At 66.6% G+C, this 17,206-nt stretch carries 15 protein-coding genes; 9 read left to right on the forward strand and 6 right to left on the reverse strand.

Annotated elements, in window-relative coordinates; genetic code table 11:
- Nucleotides 1-18: 18 nt before the first annotated feature.
- Nucleotides 19-3,609 (reverse strand): DNA polymerase III subunit alpha, encoded by a 3,591-nt coding sequence (gene dnaE, locus AVT10_RS05240; RefSeq protein WP_066689122.1) that lies wholly within the window; start codon nucleotides 3,607-3,609, stop codon nucleotides 19-21.
- Between the two features lie 97 nt (nucleotides 3,610-3,706).
- On the opposite strand from dnaE, the gene AVT10_RS05245 reads away from it, so the two are divergent.
- Nucleotides 3,707-4,243, forward strand: a complete 537-nt coding sequence (locus AVT10_RS05245) for an HdeD family acid-resistance protein (protein WP_066689176.1) — start codon at nucleotides 3,707-3,709, stop codon at nucleotides 4,241-4,243.
- Nucleotides 4,244-4,530: 287 nt separating this feature from the next.
- Entirely contained in the window at nucleotides 4,531-4,749 is a 219-nt protein-coding gene (locus tag AVT10_RS18105) for a hypothetical protein (protein ID WP_126013317.1), read from the forward strand.
- Nucleotides 4,750-4,867: 118 nt separating this feature from the next.
- On the opposite strand, the gene AVT10_RS05250 is transcribed toward AVT10_RS18105, so the two are convergent.
- The 3 genes from AVT10_RS05250 to AVT10_RS05260 are packed head-to-tail and all read right to left on the reverse strand — an operon-like array spanning nucleotide 4,868 to nucleotide 7,261.
- Nucleotides 4,868-5,347: a glutathione peroxidase gene (locus tag AVT10_RS05250; RefSeq protein ID WP_066689124.1), complete on the reverse strand. Its 480-nt coding sequence runs from the start codon at nucleotides 5,345-5,347 to the stop codon at nucleotides 4,868-4,870.
- Nucleotides 5,344-6,018: an ABC transporter ATP-binding protein gene (locus AVT10_RS05255; protein WP_066689125.1), complete on the reverse strand. Its 675-nt coding sequence runs from the start codon at nucleotides 6,016-6,018 to the stop codon at nucleotides 5,344-5,346. The genes AVT10_RS05250 and AVT10_RS05255 overlap by 4 nt, the downstream gene beginning before the upstream one ends.
- The gene (locus AVT10_RS05260; protein WP_066689126.1) at nucleotides 6,011-7,261 is read right to left on the reverse strand and encodes a lipoprotein-releasing ABC transporter permease subunit; all 1,251 of its coding nucleotides are present in this window, start codon (nucleotides 7,259-7,261) and stop codon (nucleotides 6,011-6,013) included. Before AVT10_RS05260 ends, AVT10_RS05255 begins: the two co-directional genes overlap by 8 nt.
- A 583-nt stretch (nucleotides 7,262-7,844) precedes the next feature.
- Between AVT10_RS05260 and AVT10_RS05265 the strand changes: the two genes are divergently transcribed.
- Entirely contained in the window at nucleotides 7,845-8,333 is a 489-nt protein-coding gene (locus tag AVT10_RS05265; protein WP_066689127.1) for an Hsp20 family protein, read from the forward strand.
- A gap of 215 nt (nucleotides 8,334-8,548) precedes the next feature.
- Here the strand turns inward: AVT10_RS05265 and AVT10_RS05270 are convergent, their stop codons facing one another.
- Nucleotides 8,549-10,198 (reverse strand): CTP synthase, encoded by a 1,650-nt coding sequence (locus AVT10_RS05270; protein ID WP_066689128.1) that lies wholly within the window; start codon nucleotides 10,196-10,198, stop codon nucleotides 8,549-8,551.
- Nucleotides 10,199-10,294: 96 nt separating this feature from the next.
- Nucleotides 10,295-10,663: a preprotein translocase subunit SecG gene (secG, locus tag AVT10_RS05275; protein ID WP_066689130.1), complete on the reverse strand. Its 369-nt coding sequence runs from the start codon at nucleotides 10,661-10,663 to the stop codon at nucleotides 10,295-10,297.
- Between the two features lie 225 nt (nucleotides 10,664-10,888).
- Between secG and AVT10_RS05280 the strand changes: the two genes are divergently transcribed.
- The 6 genes from AVT10_RS05280 (at nucleotide 10,889) to edd (ending at nucleotide 17,206) form a co-directional block, all read left to right on the forward strand.
- Nucleotides 10,889-11,215 (forward strand): MarR family transcriptional regulator, encoded by a 327-nt coding sequence (locus AVT10_RS05280; protein ID WP_055761039.1) that lies wholly within the window; start codon nucleotides 10,889-10,891, stop codon nucleotides 11,213-11,215.
- Nucleotides 11,145-12,041, forward strand: coding sequence for a C40 family peptidase (locus AVT10_RS05285; RefSeq protein WP_164523839.1), 897 nt, complete (start codon nucleotides 11,145-11,147; stop codon nucleotides 12,039-12,041). The genes AVT10_RS05280 and AVT10_RS05285 overlap by 71 nt, the downstream gene beginning before the upstream one ends.
- Entirely contained in the window at nucleotides 12,038-12,967 is a 930-nt protein-coding gene (gene argC, locus AVT10_RS05290) for an N-acetyl-gamma-glutamyl-phosphate reductase (protein WP_066689133.1), read from the forward strand. Before AVT10_RS05285 ends, argC begins: the two co-directional genes overlap by 4 nt.
- Before the next feature lie 123 nt (nucleotides 12,968-13,090).
- A complete protein-coding gene (zwf, locus tag AVT10_RS05295) occupies nucleotides 13,091-14,551 on the forward strand; it encodes a glucose-6-phosphate dehydrogenase (protein ID WP_066689135.1) in 1,461 nt (486 codons plus the stop codon).
- Between the two features lie 130 nt (nucleotides 14,552-14,681).
- The gene (gene pgl / locus AVT10_RS05300) at nucleotides 14,682-15,386 is read left to right on the forward strand and encodes a 6-phosphogluconolactonase (RefSeq protein ID WP_066689136.1); all 705 of its coding nucleotides are present in this window, start codon (nucleotides 14,682-14,684) and stop codon (nucleotides 15,384-15,386) included.
- Nucleotides 15,386-17,206 (forward strand): phosphogluconate dehydratase, encoded by a 1,821-nt coding sequence (gene edd / locus AVT10_RS05305; RefSeq protein WP_198158503.1) that lies wholly within the window; start codon nucleotides 15,386-15,388, stop codon nucleotides 17,204-17,206. Before pgl ends, edd begins: the two co-directional genes overlap by 1 nt.

Here is a 17,206-nt window from a genome sequence, read left to right on the forward strand (position 1 = left end):
AACGGGGCTGTCACGCCCCTATCCCACGGCGGCGAGCGGTGCCTTCACCGTATCGAACGCCGCCTGGGTGACACCTTGCAGCCTGCCGACCCGTTCGGCAAGCTCGCCATCGATCCGGAAATCGCGGCCCAGGCATACCCGGGCTTCGATTCCTGGCGTAGCCGGCACCGAAACCCAGATCTCGCCGCGTGCTCCCCGCTCATGCTGGACCAGCCCGGCCAGCGCCGGATAGGCGGCGGGATCGTCGATGGTGAGGTCAAGCCGCAGCCGCACGTCGCGGGCGATAACGTCGAACGGCTTCAACGACTTGACCGTCGCCCGCGCACTCTCGTCACCCGCCCGCCGGTCGAGTTCCAGCGTGAACAGCCCGCACCCGCCGACCTTGCCCGCCGCCTCCAGATCGTTCGCCGGCCCCTCGTCGAAACACGTCACCGGCACCTGCCCGGTCGCATCGGACAGCGTCGCCATCATGTACCGCTTGCCACGTGCCGAGGTCCGCCAGCGCGCATCCTCGACCAGCGCCGCCACCGTCGCGCCGACTCGGCCGCCTTCGGGCACATGGGTATCGGCCAGATCGGCTATCTTGCGCGCGCCATGCGCACTGGCGAGATGCGCGTAACGGTCGAGCGGATGGGCCGAGAAATAGAATCCGAACGCATCCTTCTCCGCCGCGATCGCTTGCGTGAGCGACCAATGGACGTCGGGCACGCGCATCGCGGTCTCGACGGCACCGCTCGCTTCCCCGAACAACCCGCCCTGCCCGCTCGACCGGTTCGCCTCGGTCCGCTGCGCGGTCGCCATCAGCGTATCGGCCAGCGCGTGCACGCCCGCCCGGTCGCCCTCGACGCATTCGAACGCGCCCGCCGCCGCCAGCGTCTCGATCTGCCGCTTGTTGAGCAGCTTGGGATCGACCCGCCCCGCGAAATCGTCGAGCGACTTGTACGGCCCCTTCGCCGCCCGCTCCTCGACCATCAGTTCCATCGCCCGCTCGCCGACGCCCTTCAGCGCCGACAACGCATAGCGCACCGCAAGGCCACCTTCCGGCGTCTCCTCGACCCCGAAAGTCGCATCGCTCGAATTGATGCAGGGCGGCAGGCAGTCGATGCGCAACCGCTTCATGTCATCGACGAAGATCGCCAGCTTGTCGGTCTGCGGATAATCGAACGCCATCGACGCCGCGAAGAACTCATGCGGATGATGCGCCTTCAGCCACGCCGTCTGATACGCCAGCAGCGCATAGGCCGCCGCGTGGCTCTTGTTGAACCCGTATCCTGCGAACTTGTCGATCAAGTCGAACAGCTCGTTGGCCTTCGCCTCCGGAATCCCGTTCACCTCGGCACAGCCCTTCACGAAGATGGATCGCTGCGCGTCCATCTCCGCCTTGACCTTCTTGCCCATCGCGCGCCGCAGCATGTCCGCGCCGCCCAGCGAATAGCCCGCCAGGATCTGCGCGGCCTGCATCACCTGTTCCTGATAGACGAAGATCCCGTAGGTCTCCTTCAGGATCGGTTCGAGCAGGTCGTGGGGATAGATGATCTCTTCCCGTCCGGCCTTGCGCGCGCCGAACGAGGGGATGTTGTCCATCGGCCCCGGCCGGTACAGCGACACCAGCGCGATGATGTCGCCGAAATTGGTCGGCCGCACCGCGGTCAGCGTCCGCCGCATCCCTTCCGATTCCAGCTGGAACACCCCGACCGTGTCGCCGCGCTTGAGCAGTTCGTAGGTCGCCGGATCGTCCCAGAGCAGACTGTCGAGATCGACCACGACCCCCCGCCGCGCCAGCAATTCGACCGCGAACTTCAGCACCGACAGCGTCTTGAGGCCCAGAAAGTCGAACTTCACGAGGCCCGCGCCCTCGACATATTTCATGTCGAACTGCGTCACCGGCATGTCGGACCGCGGATCGCGGTACAGCGGCACCAGTTCGCTAAGCGGCCGGTCGCCGATCACCACGCCCGCCGCGTGGGTCGAGCTGTGCCGCGGCAACCCCTCCAGCTTCATGGCGAGGTCGAGCAGCCGCCGCACATCCTCCTCGCGCTCATACTGCTGGTTAAGCTCGGATACGCCGTTGATCGCGCGGTCCAGCGTCCATGGATCGGTCGGATGGTTCGGCACCAGCTTGGCGAGGCGATCGACCTGGCCATAGCTCATCTGCAGCACGCGGCCGGTATCCTTCAGCACCGCGCGCGCCTTCAGCTTCCCGAAGGTGATGATCTGCGCCACCTGATCGCGGCCATATTTCTGCTGGACGTAGCGGATGACCTCGCCCCGCCGGGTTTCGCAGAAGTCGATGTCGAAGTCGGGCATCGACACGCGTTCCGGGTTCAGGAAGCGTTCGAACAGCAGCCCCAGCTTGATCGGGTCGAGATCGGTGATGGTCAGCGCCCAGGCGACCGCCGAACCTGCGCCCGAACCACGGCCCGGCCCCACCGGAATATCATGGTCCTTCGCCCATTTGATGAAGTCGGCAACGATCAGGAAGTAGCCCGGAAACCCCATCTGACAGATGACGTCGAGTTCGAAATCGAGCCGGCTGAAATAGTCGGGGAAGCGCGCGACCAGCTCGTCCTCGGACAATTCCGACACCTCGCCGGTCGCCGCCGGCGTCGGCGCATCCTCCCATGGTGCGGGTGCCGCGACCGCGACCTCGGCGGTCACCATGCCCTCTTCCAGCGCGACGATCTTGCGCAGCCGGTCGACCAGCCCGGCACGCGAATCGACGCGCAGCTTCAACGCCTCGCCCTCGCGATCGCCGGCCAGGCTCGGCAGGATCGGCTTGCGCTTGGGCGCCGCCACCGCGCAACGCTGCGCCACGACCAGCGTGTTGGCCAGCGCCTCGGGCAGGTCGGCGAACATTGCCTGCATCACCGGCGCCGGCTTCAGCCACGCCTCGGGCGACGACCGCTGGCGATCCTCGCTCGCGACATAGCTTGAGGAGGCAATGCACAGCATCGCGTCATGCGCATCGTGGAAATCCGCCTCGGCAAAGCAGCACGGATTGGTCGCGACCAGCGGCAGGTCGCGGGCATAGGCGAGGTCGAGGAGGAACGGCTCCGCCCGCTGCTCGACGCCCTCGCCCCGCCGCGCCAGTTCGACATAGAGCCGGTCGCCGAACAGCGCCTGCAACCGGTCGGTATAGGCCAGGGCTTCGTCCTCGCGCCCGGCAGCGAACAGCCGCGCCAGCGCCCCGTCGCCCGCCCCGGTCAGCGCGACCAGCCCGTCGCTGCGCCCGATCAGCGCATCGATCGGCACATGCGCCGGAATCTCGACCGGCCGGTCGAGATGCGCCATCGACACCAGCGCACACAGATTGTCGTAGCCTTGGCGGTCCTGCGCGAACAGCGGCAACCAGTCGATCTCCGGCTCGACGCCCTCGACCCCGCCCGGCCGCGCAACCGCCAGCAGTGTGCCGACCACCGGCTGCACGCCCTGATCCTTGCACGCATCCGAAAACGCCATGGCTGCGTACAGCCCGTTGCGATCGGTCAGCCCGGCGGCGGGAAAGCCCAGCTTGCGTGCCTGTTTCGCGATCGCCTTGGGATCGATCGCCCCTTCAAGCATGGTGAAGGAGGAAAAGATACGAAGCGGTACGAACCCGGAATGCGCCATCCGACGGACGTAACCATCCGGGCCTGATTCGACCAGAGCGCCTCGCCCGGAACCGCGACGAACCATACCCGTTCCGATGGTATACAGGAGGAGCATGATGACCGATTTCGCCCGCGAACCCCGCAAAGCTGCCCCCGGATGGGGCTGGACGCTCGCCTATGGTGTCGTATCGGTACTGATCGGCATCCTTGCCTTCGCCGCGCCCTTCCCGGCGACGCTGGCGGCGACGATCGTGGTCGGCTTCTTCTTCCTCGTCGGCGGCATCGCCTCGCTGATCGCCGCCTTCCGCAACCGCAGCGGGCGGGGCTATGCGCTGTTCTTCGGGCTGCTGTCGGTCCTTGCCGGCGGCTATATGATCGTCCTGCCGGTCGGCGGCGCGCTGTCGCTGACGCTGATGATGATCATCTGGCTCGGCGCCCGCGGCGTCATGGAGCTGGTGATCGGCTTCCGCTTCAGGCGTTTGCGCGTACCGATGCTGCTGCTCGGCGCGCTCAATATCGTGCTGGCGATCCTGCTCTACACGACCGTGCCTTGGTCGGCATTGACCCTGCCCGGCTATATCCTCGGCGCCAGCTTCCTGTTCGGCGGCATCGTCGCAATCCTCGGCGCGCTCTCCGACCGGCGCGAGGCATAACGACGCCCCCTCGCCCACCCGTCACCCTCGGCGAACCCGGGGGCGAACCTGTCGAGCTGGGGACGTCCCCTCACTCACACGTCACCCCGGGCCCGACCCGGGGTCCCGCTTCCTCTCCTGCAACGGTAGGAACAGGCGGCACCGGGATGCACGGCGAAACCACTAGGGAAGTCCCCAATCCGCACCCCGGCGAAGGCCGGGGCCCAGTTGGGAAACGCCAGTACCGTACGGCAAAGCCTTCCCAACTGGACCCCGGCCGCCGCCGAGGTACGCTGGCCGTTAGGGGATTGGGCGACGCAAGTCCTCTTCGACCACGGGTCAGCGAGCGAGCCTATCCCAACGTCGCGACGACCGCCCCGAACATCGTGCTGGCGATCCCGCTCTACACGACGGTGCCATGGTCGGCACTGACCCTGCCCTGCTATATCCTCGACGCCAGCTTCCTGTTCGGCGGCATCGTCGCGATCCTCGGCGCGCTATCCGACCGGCGCGACCAGGCGGCGTAACGATAAGCCGCCCCTACACACCGTACCCCCGCGCAGGCGGGGGTCCAGGGCCAAGTAACGAGCGTTAGCGTCTGGAACCCTGGACTCCCGCCTGCGCGGGAGTACCGAAACGGCAAGCCTACCCCAACGCCGCGACAACCGCCCCTTCCAGTTCCTCCGGCTTCGTCGTCGGCGCGAACCGCGTAACGCTTCCATCCCGCCCGACCAGAAACTTGGTGAAGTTCCACTTCACCGCCTCGCTGCCCAGCACGCCCGGCGCCGCCTTCTTGAGCGCCCGGAACAGCGGCGCCGCATCGGCCCCGTTCACATCGACCTTCGCGAACACCGGAAAGCTGACATCATAGGTCAGCGAGCAAAACGAAGCGATCTCCGCCGCATCGCCCGGCTCCTGCCCGCCGAACTGGTTGCAGGGAAACCCCAGCACCGCAAAGCCCTGCGGACCGAATTGGCGATGCAGCGCCTCCAGCCCGACATATTGCGGCGTGAACCCGCATTTCGACGCGACGTTGACGATCAACAACACCTGCCCGCGATAGTCCGCCAGCGTCGTGTCCGCCCCATCGGCGGTCCGCACCGGCAGGCCGTACAGGTCGCTCATCGCAGCACCCCGTCGTGCAGCCGCACCACCCGGTCCATCCGCGCGGCAAGCCGTTCGTTATGCGTCGCGACCAAAGCCGCCGACCCTTGCCCCCGCACCAGCCGCAGGAACTCGGCGAACACCACATCGGCGGTCGCCTCGTCCAGATTGCCGGTCGGCTCGTCCGCCAGCACCAGCGCCGGCCGGTTGGACAGCGCGCGCGCCACCGCGACCCGCTGTTGCTCGCCGCCCGACAACTGGCTCGGCCGATGGTGCAGCCGCTTCGACAGGCCCAGCGCGGTGAGCAATTCGGTCGCCCGCGCATCCGCCTCGCCCCGCTCGGCGCCACGCACCAGCTGCGGCAGCACGACATTCTCCAGCGCGTTGAAATCGGGCAGCAGATGGTGGAACTGATAGATGAAGCCCATCCGGTCGCGCCGCACCTCGGTCCGCCGGTTGGCCCCCGCCTTCGCGACCTGTTCGCCGCAGACCAGAATCTCGCCCTCGAACCCGCCTTCCAGCAGGCCGACCGCCTGCAACAGCGTCGACTTGCCCGACCCCGACGGCCCCAGCAGCGCGACGATCTCACCCGGCGCGACGGTCAGCTCGACCCCGCGCAGCACGTCGATCGTCGCATCGCCCTGGGTAAAGCTGCGGCGCAGGTTGCGGGTTTCTAGAACCGGCTCAGTCATAACGCAGCACCTGTACGGGATCGGTATTGGCCGCCTTGAACGCCGGATACAGCGTGGCGAGGAACGAAAAGAGCAACGCGACCAGCGCGATGGTGACGATCTCGACCGGATCGACCTTCGACGGCAATTCGGTCAGGTAGCGCATCGTCGGGTCCCAGATGTCGATGCCCGTCAGCGCGCCGATCCCGCCGACGATCTGCTGCCGGAACGCCAGGAACACGAAACCGAGGATCAGCCCCGCCCCCACGCCCAGCGCGCCGATGGTGGTGCCGACCGTCATGAAGATGCGCAGCAAACCGCCGCGGGTCGCCCCCATCGTGCGCAGGATCGCGATGTCGCGCGTCTTGGCGCGCACCAGCATGATCAGCGACGACAGGATGTTGAACACCGCGATCAGGATCAGGATCGACAGCACGGTGAACGTCACGATCCGGTCGACCGCCAGCGCCTGGAACAGCTCGCCGTTGAGCTGCCGCCAGTCGACGATCTGCGCGCTCGCCACGAACTTGCGCGCCAGCGGGGCGACGATCTGCTCCACCTTGTCGGGATCGGTCGTCTCCAGCTCGATCGACCCGACCGTGTCGCCGCTCAGCAGCAGCGTCTGTGCATCCTCGATCGGCATGATGACATAGGCCTTGTCGAGGTCGTACACCCCGACCTCGATGATTGCGGCGATGCGGTACGGCACCTGCCGGATCATCGTGCCGAACGGGGTGGTCGGCCCCTGCGGGCTGATGATCGTCAGCTCGCTGCCAACGGTGACGCCCAGCGCCTGTGCCAGCCGGCTGCCGATCACCACATTGCCGCTGCCCGGGGTGATCGACCGCAGCGACCCCAGCTTCACATTGTCGCGGATCGTCGGGTTGTCGCGAATATCCTCGATCCGCATGCCGCGCATCAGGATGAATTCGGACCGGCCGTTATAGGTCGCGAACAGCGGCTGTTCGATCAGCGGCGTCGCGCTCGTCACGCCCGGCGTCCGCCGCGCCTCCGCCGCGATGGTCCGCCAGTCGGGCAGCTGGTTGTTATACCCCTGGATCAGCGCATGGCCGTTCAGCCCGACGATCTTGTCGAACAGCTCGGCGCGAAAGCCGTTCATCACGCTCATCACGATCACGAGCGCGGCGACGCCCAGCATGACGGCGACCAGGCTGATCGAGGCGACCAGCGCGATGAACGCCTCCCCCCGACCGGGGAGCAGATAGCGGCGGGCGATCATCCGCTCGTAACGCGATAGCAGCATAGGGGCGGTCGATATCCTGACAGGCGAGCCGAAGTTGGCGCTGTAGGTAGGCGATGCCGCATCCGCAATCCATGCTGTTGCGGAATCGACACATGGTTAGCAAAACCGTAGCAAACGTGCCGCTACCCCGGTGACAGACGAACGCGGGCATCCTACGACGTCCCCACGAAGCGCAGGCAATACAGGCCACGGTTCGGGGAGGCCAACCGGCTCCGCCCTGGAAGGGGGGAAGGGGCGTAGAAGCGGTGGCAACCAAGGGGGCTGACGAGCGATCGTCACGCAGGCGGCCGGGCTGGAAACAGTCCGGCCGTTTGCCGTTCGGGGCCTTCGCGCCCCCGCCGGTGTCAACTTATGCGCCGTTCGTCACCTTCGCCGCCAACATTCCCCCTCCCCGCGCGCGGCATCCGAAACCCCGTTTCGTGTAACCTTCGCTACCTTCGAAATTCCGCAACCGGCCCTCTTGAAGCCGCTCGTCCACGAACCATATCGGTTCACGAACGGTGCCTCCGGGGCCGTTCACGAACCGGCATCGCAACCTTGGATGCCGCCTTCGATCAATTCGCTTCGCCATGGAGGATTTGACATGCGTACCTTCGATTTCACCCCCTATCGCCGCTCGACCATCGGCTTCGACCGGTTGTTCGACCTGCTGGAAAACAACACCCGCGCCAACACGGGCGAGAATTACCCGCCGTTCAATCTCGAACGCGTCGCCGAGGATCGCTACCGCATCACGCTGGCGGTCGCGGGCTTCAAGCGGGACGAGGTGGACATCACCGCCCAGCAGAATCTGCTCGTCGTCTCCGGCCGCAAGGCGGATCAGACCGATGCGCAGAAGAGCGCGGTGCTGCATCTAGGCATCGCCAATCGCAGCTTCGAACGCCGCTTCGAACTGGCCGATTTCATCGTCGTGGAAAGCGCCGACCTGGCCGATGGCCTGCTGACCATCGAACTGCGTCGCGAAGTACCCGACGCGATGAAACCGCGCCGCGTGGTGATCGGCGAGGCGACCGCCCACCCGGTCATTGCCAACGATGCGGCCAAGGGCGACGATTCGGCGAACGCCGCCTGAACGCTACGGCGCGTTGCTCCCTTGCGCGCCGTGGGCGGGCGCCCGGACCTATCTGGTTCGGGCACCCGTTCGTATTTCCGGGTAACATTCCCATGCACCACGACGTCACCCCGGACTTAATCCGGGGTCCCGCTTCTTCTTTGCCGTCCGAAGAAGAACAGCGGGACCCCGGGCCAGGCCCGGGGTGACGCTATGGGTGGGACTACCGGTTCAGCTCAAACCAACCGCGACTGCTTCACTGCCGCCGCAATAAAGCTCGCGAATAACGGGTGCGGATCGAACGGCTTGGACTTCAATTCCGGGTGGAACTGCACGCCGACGAACCACGGATGGTCCGGCCGCTCGACGATTTCCGGCAGCATCCCGTCGGGCGACATGCCCGAAAATACCAGCCCACCCGATTCGAGCATGTCGCGGTACGCCGTGTTCACCTCGTAACGATGGCGATGCCGCTCGCTGATCGTGGTCCCGCCATAAATCGATGCGACCACCGAATTGCCGGCCAGCGTCGCCTCATAGGCGCCCAGCCGCATCGTGCCGCCCAGATCGCCGTCCGATTCGCGCTTCTGGATACCCTCGGGCGACATCCATTCGGTGATCATGCCGACCACCGGCTGCTCGGTCGGGCCGAACTCGGTCGACGACGCATTGGCGATGCCGCCGGTCGAGCGCACGCCCTCGATGCACGCCATCTGCATCCCGAAGCAGATGCCGAAATAGGGCACCTTGCGCTCGCGCGCGAAGCGGACGCTGGCGATCTTGCCCTCGGCACCGCGCTCGCCGAACGCGCCGGGGACCAGGATCGCGTGACACGGCTCCAGCTCGGCGGCGACCATGTCGTGATCGCCCTCGAACAGCTCCGCATCGATCCAGCGGATCTTGACCTTCACCCGGTTGGCGATGCCGCCATGGACCAGCGCTTCGTTCAGCGACTTGTACGCATCCTGCAGCCCGACATATTTGCCGACCACGCCGATCGTGACTTCGCCTTCCGGGTTCTGCAACCGGTCCATGATATCGGACCAGCGCGACAGGTCGGGATTGCCCTCCGGCTCGATGCCGAAGGCACGCAGCACTTCGGCGTCCAGTCCTTCGGCATGATACTGCTCGGGCACCGCATAGATGCTCGGCGCGTCGAGCGCGGGAATGACCGCACCGGCCGGCACGTTGCAGAACAGCGCGATCTTCGCCCGCTCGCTCGCCGGCAGCGGCTTTTCGCAGCGGCAGACCAGCACGTCAGGCTGCACGCCCAGTGCCGCCAGTTCGCGCACCGAATGCTGGGTCGGCTTGGTCTTAAGTTCGCCCGCTGCCGCGATATAGGGCACGAGGGTCACGTGGATGCTGATCGACCGGCCCCGGCCGAGTTCGTTCTTCAACTGGCGAATCGCCTCGATGAACGGCAGCGATTCGATATCGCCGACCGTGCCGCCGATCTCGCACAGCACGAAGTCGAGATCCTGCCCGTCGTCATCGACCGTATCCGCCTGCGCGAACGCCTTGATCGCATCCGTGACGTGCGGAACCACCTGCACCGTCGCGCCCAGATAATCGCCACGCCGTTCGCGCTGGATGATCGTCTGGTAGATGCGCCCGGAGGTCACATTGTCCGACTGGTGCGCCGCGACGCCGGTGAAGCGTTCATAGTGACCCAGGTCGAGGTCGGTTTCCGCCCCGTCGTCAGTCACATAGACTTCGCCATGCTGGTAGGGCGACATCGTGCCCGGATCGACGTTCAGATAAGGATCGAACTTGCGGATGCGGACCTTGTAGCCGCGCGCCTGCAAGAGAGCTGCGAGAGAGGCCGCCATGAGGCCCTTGCCGAGCGACGAGACCACGCCGCCGGTGATGAAGATATACCGCGCCATGGGAGATATCGCCTAGCGTCGAACGCCATCGCCGCCAAGCGCGAGGTTGCCCCCACGCCCGCGAAATACGACGGACCGGTTGATGGAAAGGGTTTTTTAGCGCGCCAGCGGGACGGCGCCGTTGTCGGCCACGGGTGCGCCGGTCAGGTTGCCGACCGGATCGGCCGCCGGATTGGCCGGGCCGTTCACCGCCGGCGGCGGAGTCGTCGGCCGGGCGAGCGAGGTGTCGATCGAGCCACCGCCCCGATTCGCGGCGATCACCGCCAGCGCGATGCTCATCGCAATGAACAGCCCCGCCAGGATCGCCGTCGCCCGCGTCAGGAAATCGGCCGCCCCGCGCGCCGACATCAGCCCCGACGGGCTACCGCCGGTGGTCAGCCCGCCGCCTTCCGACTTCTGCATGAGGATCACCGTCACGAGCAGCGCGGCGATGATCGCATGAACGACGAGCAGGAAGGTGAACATGGTCGGGGAACATTTCCGAAAGAAAGGAGTGCGGGTGGCGAAGGGCGCCACATAGGCGAGGCCGCGCCCGCGATCAATGGAGCGCCAACGCTCCGTCTGTAACATTATCGTATCGACCGGGAAACCAAGCGCGCGATTGCGACGTTCATCTTTCGACCCCGCCCTACGGCTTTGTTCTGACGTTAGGTTCCAGCGATGTTCCCAACAATGCCCCTCAAGAAATGGATGGACGGCCTGGTCGATTATGTCCGCTCGGGCGAGCCGGACCTGACCAATCGTCAGATGGCGCTGATGATGATCGTCTATCTGCAACCCGGTCCCCATACCGTCCGCGGCCTCGCCCGCGCGCTCAACGTATCCAAGCCGGTCGTAACGCGCGCCTTGAACAGGCTGGGCACGCTCGGCTATCTCCGCCGGCAACGCGACGATGCCGACAAGCGGAACATCTTCGTTGCGCAGACCAGCGAAGGGGCAAATTTTCTTGCAGAGTTCGGGCAGTTCATGGGCGGCGACGGCGTCGGCGACTATCACCGGCGACACGCCAGCGCGTAACCGCTTCGCGCTGCGCACCCGCTCGGTCGCAATCGATTCCCGCACCGACGCGGTCCGGCGCGACCTTGCCGACATCCGGCTCGCCGACCGCGTCTTCGCCCCCCATTACGCTGTCCCTACGCGTCGCAGTATCGGCCGCATCACTGCGATCAGCGACAGCGTTGACGGAGTTACCCTGTCCCAGGCCTTGCCCGGTGAGCCGTTCGACGTGCTCGAATTTACCTCGACCCATGGCTGGGGCCGTTCGCCGATCGACGGCAGCGTCGGCTTCGTGTCGCGCGACAGCCTGATCGGCGAGTTCGAGGCGTCGCACATTGTCGTGGCACGGGACGCGACCCTGTACGCCGATGCCTCGACCGCGCGTCCGCTCCCCACTTCTCTGCCGATGGGTAGCCGTGTCGCTGCCATCTCCGCCAATGACGACTGGTGCGAAGTCGATGGCGGCTATGTCGCGGCCGACGCATTGCAGCGGCTCTCTGACGACGCCGGCGATGCGGTCGACCATGCACTCCGGTTGCGCGACACCGCCTTCCTGGCGGGCGGACGGTCCGGCGCGGGCGTCGATGCCGCCGGCCTGATCTTCCTCGCCTTCTCGCTGGCGGGTTCGCCCCCGCCCCGCTTCCTCGACCTGCAGGCCGAAACGTTCGGCACGGCCTTGGCGGAAGGCGACGTCCTGCGGCGCGGCGACCTGTTGTTCTTCGCCGACCATGTCGCCTTGCTGGTCGATGGCGAAACCGTGATCCATGTCGATGACGTCGTGCGCTGCGAGCCCCTTGCCGCGCTCGACCGGTTCGGCCCCATCCGCGCCCGGAGGCGCCCCGCATGACCGTTCGCGTCTTCATCGACGGTGCCGCCGGCACCACCGGCCTCGAAATTGCCGACCGGCTGGGCGACCGCCCCGAGATCGACTTCATCACGCTCGACGAAACGCGGCGCAAGGACGCGACGGCGCGGCGCGAGGCGCTGAACGACGCCGATTTCGTCATCCTCTGCCTGCCCGACGACGCCGCGCGCGAAGCGGTGGCGATGATCGCCAACGACCGGACGCGCGTCATCGACGCGTCGACCGCGCACCGCGTTGCCGATGGCTGGACCTACGGCATGGCCGAACTGGAACCGTCGCAGCCGGGCGCGATCGCGACGGCGATGCGGGTTTCCAATCCGGGCTGCTACCCGACCGGCTTCCTCGCGCTCATCCGCCCGCTGGTCCGCGCCGGGCTCGTGCCCCACGACTGGCCGGTCAGCGTCAACGCGGTGTCGGGCTATTCGGGCGGCGGCAAGGCGATGATCGCCGCGTTCGAAAATGGCGAGACCGACACCGCCTGGCTCGGCTACGGCCTGTCGCTCGCGCACAAGCACGTGCCAGAGATGCAGCGCCACGCCCGCCTCGCCCATCCGCCGCTGTTCCAGCCCTCGGTCGCGCGCGCCTATCGCGGGATGGTGGTCGAAGTGCCGCTCCCCCTGTTCGCCTTCCACCGCCGCCCCAGCCTGTCGGCGATCGAGCAGGCGCTGCACGACGCCTACCGCGAATCGCCGGTCGTCCGCGTCCTGCCCGGCGACGACAGCGCGATTCCGATCGAGGCCGATGCCGGCACCGACCGCCTGACGCTGCGCGTGTTCGGCAACCAGGACACCGGCCAGGCACGCCTCGTCGCGACGCTCGACAATCTCGGCAAGGGCGCGTCGGGTGCTGCGGTGCAGAATATCAACCTGATGGCCGGGTTCGACCAGACCGCCGGGCTGACGCTGTAGCAGCAAACGCAATTTCGTAACGATCCGGGCGATCCTTGCGCACCGCATACCTATGCCGCCTTCGCGTTCGCGAAATAGGCTGCTAGAGGCGCACACGACCACGATTAAAGAGCAGGAGTTGGCATGACGAGGGACCCGGTAGCGAAGCTGCTGCTGTTCGGTGCGACGGGCGATCTGTCGCAGCGGATGCTCCTCCCCTCGCTCTACGGCCTGCATGCCGACGGCCTGCTCCCCGACGGGCTGACCATCACCGGCACTGCGCGCCACGAACATGACGATGCCGGTTTCCGCGACTTCGCGAAACACGCGCTCGACCAGTTCCTGCCCGACGACCGCAAGGACGAGACGGCGATCGAGGGCTTCCTCGCCCGCCTGCACTACCAGCCGCTCGACGCGTCGAACGTCGACGGTTTCGCGGCGCTGGCCGAGAAGCTCGGCGACATCTCCGGCGGCCTCGCCATCTTCCTGTCGACCGCGCCCTGGCTGTTCGGCCCGACCATCACCGGCCTGAAGAGCGCCGGCCTCGCCGGCCCCAAGGTCCGCATCAGCCTCGAAAAGCCGCTGGGCAAGGACCTGAAGTCCAGCCAGGAAATCAACGACCTCGTCGCCGCCGCCTTCCCGGAGGAGCGGACCTACCGGATCGATCATTATCTGGGCAAGGAAACCGTCCAGAACATTCTCGCGCTGCGTTTCGGCAATGCGATGTTCGAACCGGTGTGGAACGCCCGCGGCATCGACAATGTCCAGATCACCATTGCGGAAACCGTCGGCCTAGAAGGGCGCGCGGGCTATTATGACGAGGTCGGCGCGCTGCGCGACATGGTCCAGAACCACGTCCTGCAACTCGTCGCGCTGATCGCGATGGAGCCGCCCGCCCGCTTCGACGGCACCTCGATCCGCGACGAAAAGGTCAAGGTCCTGCGCTCGCTGCGGATGATCGGCCCCGAAGAGGTAAACACCCACACCGTCACCGGCCAGTATGACGCCGGCGCGGTAAAGGGGGAGATCGTTCGCGGCTATGACGAGGAGCTGGGTAAGGAATCCGACACCGAAACCTTCGTCGCGGTAAAGGCGCATGTCGACAACTGGCGCTGGCAGGGCGTGCCCTTTTACCTGCGCACCGGCAAGCGGATGACCGACCGCCATTCGGAAATCTCGATCCAGTTCAAGCCGGTGCCGCATTCGATCTTCGCCGATCGCGGCGGGCAGTTGCAGCCCAACACCCTCGTCATCCGCCTCCAGCCGGAGGAATATGTCCGCCTGCTGGTGATGGCCAAGGAACCCGGCCTCGACCGCGACGGCGTGCGCCTGCGCGAAGTGCCGCTCGACCTGTCGCTGACCACCGCCTTTGCCGGCACCCGCCGCCGCATCGCGTATGAACGCCTCCTGCTCGACCTGATCGAGGGCGACCCGACGCTGTTCGTCCGCCGCGACGAAGTGGAGGCGCAGTGGACCTGGGTCGACGCGATCCGCGACGGGTGGAAGGCCAACGGCACCAAGCCCAAGGGCTATGCCTCGGGCAGCTGGGGACCGAATGCCAGCGTCGCGCTGACCGAACGCGACGGGGTGACGTGGAACGAGTGAGCCGCTGACGCGCTCCCCCTTTCAGTCTCTCCGTTTACTTCGAGCAGCATCGAGCCTGTCGAGATGTGCCCGTCGAGAAGCAGTTCTCGACAAGCTCGAACTAAACGGTTTTTTGCAGGATAAGAGATACATGACCGAGATCGAATGGTGGGAATATGACGAACCCGCCGAATTTGCCGAAGCATTGGCCGGCGACATCCAGTTCATCATCGAATCGGCGATCGACGCACGCGGCGCGGCAGTGATCGCGCTGGCCGGCGGTCGCACCCCCGCCCCGATCTATGACAAGCTGGTCAAGGCCAAGCTGGACTGGAAGCGGGTGACGATCGTCCCCACCGACGACCGCATCGTGCCGATGGGCGACGCGCTGTCGAACGTTACCGGCCTCGCCAAAATCTTCCTGCCCAAGGGCGCGCGGGTCATCCCGCTGACCGCCGAAAAGGCAGCGGATTACAAGGCTGCCGGCCGCGCGGCGGATGCGCGGTTGCAGGACCTGCACTGGCCGCTCGACCTCTGCCTGCTCGGCATGGGTGCCGATGGCCATACCGCCTCGATCTTCCCCGGCCCCGACCTGACCGAGGCGCTGACCGGGCCGAAGGAACGCCGCGCGCTGGGCGTCATGCCCGACCCGCTGCCGCCCGAAGCCCCCGTCGCCCGCGTGACCCTCAGCCATGCCGCGATCGCCTCGGCGCGCGCGCTGATGATTGCCATCACCGGAGACGAAAAGAAGGGTGTGCTCGAACGCGCGATCGATCAGGGCGCGTCCTCTTCCTACCCGATCGGCCGCGTGCTGGCCGAAGTCGAACTTCCCGTCGATATCCACTGGAGCGCATGATGGCCCTCAACGCCGCAATCGCCGCCGTCACCGACCGCATCATCGAAGCGTCGCGCGAAAAGCGCGCCGCCTATCTCGCGCTGATCGATCGGGAGCGTGAGAGCGGCGTCGATCGCCCGATGCTGGGCTGCGCGAACCTCGCGCACGCCTATGCCGGCACTGACGAGGATCGCGATGCGATGCGTCCGGCCAACCGGATGAACATCGGCATCGTCACCGCCTATAACGACATGCTGTCGGCCCACGCGCCCTATTATCGCTACCCCGAACAGATGAAGGTCTGGGCGCGCGAAGCGGGCGTGACCGCCCAGGTCGCGGGCGGCGTGCCGGCGATGTGCGACGGCGTGACGCAGGGTTTTCCGGGCATGGAGCTGTCGCTGTTCAGCCGCGACACCATCGCGCTGTCGACCGCGGTGGCGCTCAGCCACGGCACGTTCGAGGGTGCCGCGCTGCTCGGCATCTGCGACAAGATCGTACCCGGCCTGCTGATGGGCGCGCTGCGCTTCGGCCATCTGCCGATGGTACTGATCCCCGGCGGTCCGATGCGCTCGGGCATCCCCAACAAGCAGAAGGCAGCGGTCCGCGAAGCCTATGCCGAAGGGAAAGTCGGCCGCGAGGAACTGCTCGACGCCGAAATCGCCGCCTATCATGGCAAGGGCACCTGCACCTTCTACGGCACCGCCAATTCGAACCAGATGATGGTCGAGGCGATGGGCCTGCATGTCCCCGACGCCGCCTTCGCCAATCCGGGTACGAAGCGTCGTCAGGAACTGACCCGCTACGCCGTGCACCGTCTGGCCGAAGTCGGCTGGGACGGCGACGATTATCGTCCGATCGGGCGGGTGGTCGATGAGAAGGCGATCGTGAACGCCGCCATCGTGCTGCTCGCGACCGGCGGCTCGACCAACCACCTGATCCACCTGCCCGCCATCGCGCGTTCGGCCGGGATCATCATCGATTGGGACGATTTCAACCGTCTGAGCGACGTCGTGCCGCTGCTCACCCGCGTCTATCCCAACGGATCGGCCGATGTGAACGGGTTCGAGGATGCCGGCGGCCCTTCCTTCGTCATCCGCGAGCTGCTGCGCGGCGGACTGCTCCATGACGACGTCCTGACCATCGCGAAGGACGGCATGGCCGCCTATGGCCGCCAGTCGACGATCGAGAACGACCAGCTCGTCTGGAAGGATCACGCCGCGACGAGCGGCGACGACACCATCGTCCGTACCATCGACGCGCCCTTCTCGCACGAAGGCGGCTTCCGCATCCTGCAGGGCAATATCGGCCGCGCCTGTATCAAGGTGTCGGCGGTCGATCCCGATCGCTGGGTCATCGAAGCGCCCTGCCGCGTGTTCAGCGATCAGGCAGCGGTGCAGGCGGCGTTCAAGGCCGGCGAACTCGACCGCGACGTCGTGGTCGTCGTCCGGCATCAGGGTCCTAAGGCCAACGGCATGCCCGAACTGCACAAGCTGACCCCGCCGCTGGGCGTGCTGCAAAATCGCGGCTTCCGCGTGGCGCTGGTCACCGATGGACGCATGTCGGGCGCGTCGGGCAAGGTGCCGGCCGCGATCCACCTGTCGCCCGAAGCGCTGGGCGGCGGTCCGATCGGCAAGCTGCGTGACGGTGACGTGATCCGTCTCGACGCCAATGCCAACACGCTGCAGGCACTGGTCCCGGCGGACGAATGGGACGCGCGTGAACACGCACCCGTCCCGCCGGCGGCGGATGGCACCGGTCGCGAAATCTTCGCAATGATGCGGCAGGGCGCGAGCGAGGCGGAAGCCGGCGGATCGGCGATGCTGGCCGCGGCGGGGCTGTAA

This window comes from Sphingomonas hankookensis, assembly GCF_001619955.1.
GTDB lineage: Bacteria > Pseudomonadota > Alphaproteobacteria > Sphingomonadales > Sphingomonadaceae > Sphingomonas > Sphingomonas hankookensis_A.

Bases quoted from the DNA above. Each gene is read 5' to 3' on its own strand.
- AVT10_RS05270 (WP_066689128.1), bottom strand. From the start codon at position 10,198: ATGGCGCGGTATATCTTCATCACCGGCGGCGTGGTCTCGTCGCTCGGC.
- AVT10_RS05260 (WP_066689126.1), bottom strand. From the start codon at position 7,261: ATGCTGCTATCGCGTTACGAGCGGATGATCGCCCGCCGCTATCTGCTC.
- secG (WP_066689130.1), bottom strand. From the start codon at position 10,663: ATGTTCACCTTCCTGCTCGTCGTTCATGCGATCATCGCCGCGCTGCTC.
- zwf (WP_066689135.1), top strand. From the start codon at position 13,091: ATGACGAGGGACCCGGTAGCGAAGCTGCTGCTGTTCGGTGCGACGGGC.
- AVT10_RS05245 (WP_066689176.1), top strand. From the start codon at position 3,707: ATGACCGATTTCGCCCGCGAACCCCGCAAAGCTGCCCCCGGATGGGGC.
- dnaE (WP_066689122.1), bottom strand. From the start codon at position 3,609: ATGGCGCATTCCGGGTTCGTACCGCTTCGTATCTTTTCCTCCTTCACC.
- AVT10_RS05265 (WP_066689127.1), top strand. From the start codon at position 7,845: ATGCGTACCTTCGATTTCACCCCCTATCGCCGCTCGACCATCGGCTTC.
- AVT10_RS05280 (WP_055761039.1), top strand. From the start codon at position 10,889: ATGGACGGCCTGGTCGATTATGTCCGCTCGGGCGAGCCGGACCTGACC.
- pgl (WP_066689136.1), top strand. From the start codon at position 14,682: ATGACCGAGATCGAATGGTGGGAATATGACGAACCCGCCGAATTTGCC.
- edd (WP_198158503.1), top strand. From the start codon at position 15,386: ATGGCCCTCAACGCCGCAATCGCCGCCGTCACCGACCGCATCATCGAA.
- argC (WP_066689133.1), top strand. From the start codon at position 12,038: ATGACCGTTCGCGTCTTCATCGACGGTGCCGCCGGCACCACCGGCCTC.
- AVT10_RS05250 (WP_066689124.1), bottom strand. From the start codon at position 5,347: ATGAGCGACCTGTACGGCCTGCCGGTGCGGACCGCCGATGGGGCGGAC.
- AVT10_RS05255 (WP_066689125.1), bottom strand. From the start codon at position 6,018: ATGACTGAGCCGGTTCTAGAAACCCGCAACCTGCGCCGCAGCTTTACC.